4 protein-coding genes are annotated in these 3,473 nt (G+C 55.9%); 2 read left to right on the top strand and 2 right to left on the bottom strand.

Annotated elements, in window-relative coordinates:
* Positions 1 to 443: 443 nt before the first annotated feature.
* Together AC5JJ6_RS04825 and AC5JJ6_RS04820 are read right to left on the bottom strand one after the other, a co-directional pair.
* The gene (locus AC5JJ6_RS04825; protein ID WP_496040954.1) at positions 444 to 770 is read right to left on the bottom strand and encodes a hypothetical protein; all 327 of its coding nucleotides are present in this window, start codon (positions 768 to 770) and stop codon (positions 444 to 446) included.
* Between the two features lie 622 nt (positions 771 to 1,392).
* Positions 1,393 to 1,623 (bottom strand): hypothetical protein, encoded by a 231-nt coding sequence (locus AC5JJ6_RS04820; protein WP_496040953.1) that lies wholly within the window; start codon positions 1,621 to 1,623, stop codon positions 1,393 to 1,395.
* Positions 1,624 to 1,776: 153 nt separating this feature from the next.
* Between AC5JJ6_RS04820 and AC5JJ6_RS04815 the strand changes: the two genes are divergently transcribed.
* Both AC5JJ6_RS04815 and zapE read left to right on the top strand, forming a co-directional pair.
* A complete protein-coding gene (locus AC5JJ6_RS04815; protein ID WP_496040952.1) occupies positions 1,777 to 2,088 on the top strand; it encodes a transposase in 312 nt (103 codons plus the stop codon).
* Positions 2,089 to 2,410: 322 nt separating this feature from the next.
* The gene (zapE, locus tag AC5JJ6_RS04810; RefSeq protein WP_496040951.1) at positions 2,411 to 2,920 is read left to right on the top strand and encodes an AFG1/ZapE family ATPase; all 510 of its coding nucleotides are present in this window, start codon (positions 2,411 to 2,413) and stop codon (positions 2,918 to 2,920) included.
* Positions 2,921 to 3,473 lie beyond the last annotated feature (553 nt).

The raw sequence follows: 3,473 nt of genomic DNA, 5'->3' as shown, positions 1-3,473 counted from the left end.
AGCGTCGAATCAGAACGCGCGATTCCAAGCAACATCAAAGTGCTCTAGGCAGCCGCCTTCCGGGCCGAAGCGTCCTACTCAACGGCCTGGGGCGAGAAGCTCGCGCAAATCGGGCAGCGTAGCGGCCGTCATCACCGGCTTCGCTGCTCGAACTACAGCGTGGCACCAGAGCTGGCGAGTCCGTGCAAAGCGGAAATGAATCAAGGCTTTGACGCGCTGCCGTACAGGTAAAGGTTATAGCCACTACTCACTATGATCCGTCTCGTGCTTCGCCACCTTGCTCACTTCAACCGCAAGTGATAGCCAGCTACGTGGTTCTCGAAAATCTTGACACTGATATCTGATCCCTCATGCATGACTGACGTTCAGCCAGTCTGCGTGATAGTTCTGCCAATATCCAAATATTCTAAGATGTAATTCGATCATGCCATAAGAACTGACTGCTACCAAAATCGATTTTTATCAGTAGTCTGTTGTACACGTTGCTCAGAGAGTGCCAACGCAGCTTCGATCGTTATTGCTTTAGCTTCGACTGTAACTTCGGTGTTCTCAGCGATAAGCTTCCAAAAAAGGCTGACGATCAACACCTCCTCTCCCTGTCGCAGAACGCACACCTCACGATCGCCAACGCGAAACATTGCGACCTCGTGGCTGCCGTGGTTAGTGAATTCCAGATCGGCCTCAGGGAACTTGGCCGCAAATTGGCTGATAGCTTGCCGTTCAATAGACAAGAGAAGTCGGCTACGGTCAGGGAATTTTACAACGCTCATATAAAAGTAATCTCTGGCTAAGTTTTCACAATTTCAGACATTCGCTGCATGATAGCCTATGCTTCTAATTTCCGTATAAACAAATTATCCCGATACCATTATTAAAAAATCTTCTTAAAATTTCAAGCAAAATAGTTCAACCAAGTATCTGCTAAATTGAATTGGGGTTTTAGAACCGACTAGCCTCTCTGGTCACGTATAATCGAGTGTCGTACCGACTAGTTTCGTTGACCATGGCGTCCTTTGTAAAGGAACGGCTAACCAATCGGGTACATGAGTTTAGAAACAAGCCCTATGCGAAAGGCCAAGTTGGTTATGAAACCGTTCGCGAGCCTTGTTCTGTGTCGAGTCACTAAATTCCGGCGGTACAAAGTTGCCAGCGCAAAGTCATCTATATCCCCAAAGGACACCCTGGGGAATGGGCGCAATAATCAATTACAGAGTAAACGAGGGCTTCACAAGTAAGATCAAGGGGCTTCTCAGCTAAAAATACCTACGGTGATGAAAGGTACATGATGTCCGTCGTCAACAAGCAAGTTTACTCTCTCGTAGAGCGTATGACAAATGCTCTAACGGAGCTTTCGATGGAGCAGCCGCGACATGTTGTGATCGAAGCTGTTGTTCATGCAGCGGCTGCGCTGGTAACCGGTTGCGTTGGCCAGAAGGCCGCGCCCGACGCGTTGACAGTGTGTGCAAAAATGTTCGCAGCGAGTGCTGAAGAAGCACGCAAAGCTGGAGTAGCTGCAAAAACGTCGTCTTCACAATCCGATTGAGCGCTTTTAGGTCTGACCAGAAGCATGGGATTGAACTCGGCATTCTGAACATTGAGTGCCGTGCCCTGCTGCGAGGTCATTCGGCGGATCCAAGATCCGTAAGGCCGTTTGAAGCCGCCCACCTGCCCCGTCCTACGCCCCGCCGCGTTCTTTGCCACGCTTACTGACTGTCTGGAAAGGCGGATCCTGAGTTAACGCGTTGCAGTTTCTCAGCTTTCCAAGCTGAGGCAGCCATGCGTGAAGCCAGATCCCGCCGCTATCCGACCGACCTATCCGACGCCGAGTGGGCGGCCCTTGAGCCGCTGCTTCCGCCACCGGCGAAGACCGGAAGGCCGCTCAAGTGGCCCCGGCGCCTGATGGCCGAGGCGATCTTCTACCTCGTTCGCTCCCGCTGCGCCTGGCGCATGCTGCCCACCTCGTTCCCGCCGTGGCAGATGGTGTTCGCGCACTTCCGCGTTGGCGGCTCGACGGCACGCTGCGGCATGCCCACGACCGGCTTCGTGCTCGCTGTCGTGGCTGACACGCTGCCGCCGTCTCGCGCGTGACCTCGAAAACCTGGTCCGAACCTCGGTTGCCCTGATCCGCTTGGCGATAATCGAGCTGATGGCAAAGCGCTTGACACGCGCATAAACTTCTCGGACGGGCTCTCTCAGACCAAGGCACCGGCCAAACCGCGATCGCCTTGGCTGCGATGCTGGCTGCCGCCGACCCGATCGGTCGGAATGGGTAGCGCGACTGCCTGCGCTGAACTTGGATTTGCTGTGGCCTTGCAACGGGCAAGGCAAGCGCAGGCCTTGCCGGCCCATCGGCGTCTCCGCGCACCGGCCAGTCGCCCCCGCGCTCGGTCCAGGCTATCCGCCGGGCGCGATGCACGCGTCCGTCACCTCCCGCACCAATCAAGGCCCGCTGCCGGCCTATCGCGCCCGCGTCGCGGCCGGGCTGCTGAAGCCGAACACGGCCCAGGCGCTGGCCGCCGAGACGCTGCAGGAGCTCTGGCACCGCCTCCGCGGCTATGATCCGCACCCGGAAGCCCCGCCCGAGGCCGGCTTCTTCGCCCGCTTCACGCGCCGCAAGCCGGTGCCCGAGGCGCCGGGGGGGACGCCGCAGGGCCTCTACCTCGTCGGCGAGGTGGGGCGGGGCAAGTCCATGCTGATGGACCTGTTCTTCGACTGCGCCGATGTCATCCGCAAGCGGTGCATCCACTTCCACCAGTTCATGCAGGACTGCCACCAGACGATCCATGCCTGGAAGCGGCGCAACCCGGGGGAGGCGGACCCGATCCCGCCGCTGGCCAACGCCATCAGCGCCGATGCCGCGCTGCTCTGCTTCGACGAGTTCCAGGTGCATGACCGATTATATTTGGAGCCGACTTTGTGAATAAATTTTTGGACGCTAAAACATAGTAGCTAAATTCTCATGATTTAGAGTTAGTAATATTACTAACATTTGACCGTATCAATCCAGACCAGGGATAAATTGCTGGCTTGGCGCCCGTTTTGCTAAAAGTGAATTTTTCCATAATATTGGCAGAGCACAGAAACTTCATTGACTTCAGAGATCTGCGACAAGACATTTATGTTCTAGGCCATCGCTGGTACTTAACGCTTTTTCAGCGGGCGACAACATAGTTGATTGCCCGCAGTAGTGCGGCTGTGATGGCAAGATCAGCAGCCGTTCACACGTTTATCTAGTGCGATAGCCGTAACATTTCCGCTCGGCACCTTGAGCGGCTGCTTCGGCCACGCGCTGCATCAACTCGCGCTCGCCATTCGGTGAAAGACCCTGAGCACCTGCAGCTGCATCGCGTGCCGCAACGGCAGCATCCATTGTCGCCAATCGGGCCAGCCGCAGCGGGCTTTTCAACAGGAGCTAGTCGCCTAGAGCATTTCAGGTTTAGTCGAACGCGTAGCCTGAGTTGGCAAGGTAGTTC

It is taken from the genome of Skermanella sp. (assembly GCF_059503625.1).
The sequence above is the reverse complement of the archived record's forward strand: the minus strand, read 5'-3'. Positions and strand labels throughout refer to the sequence as shown.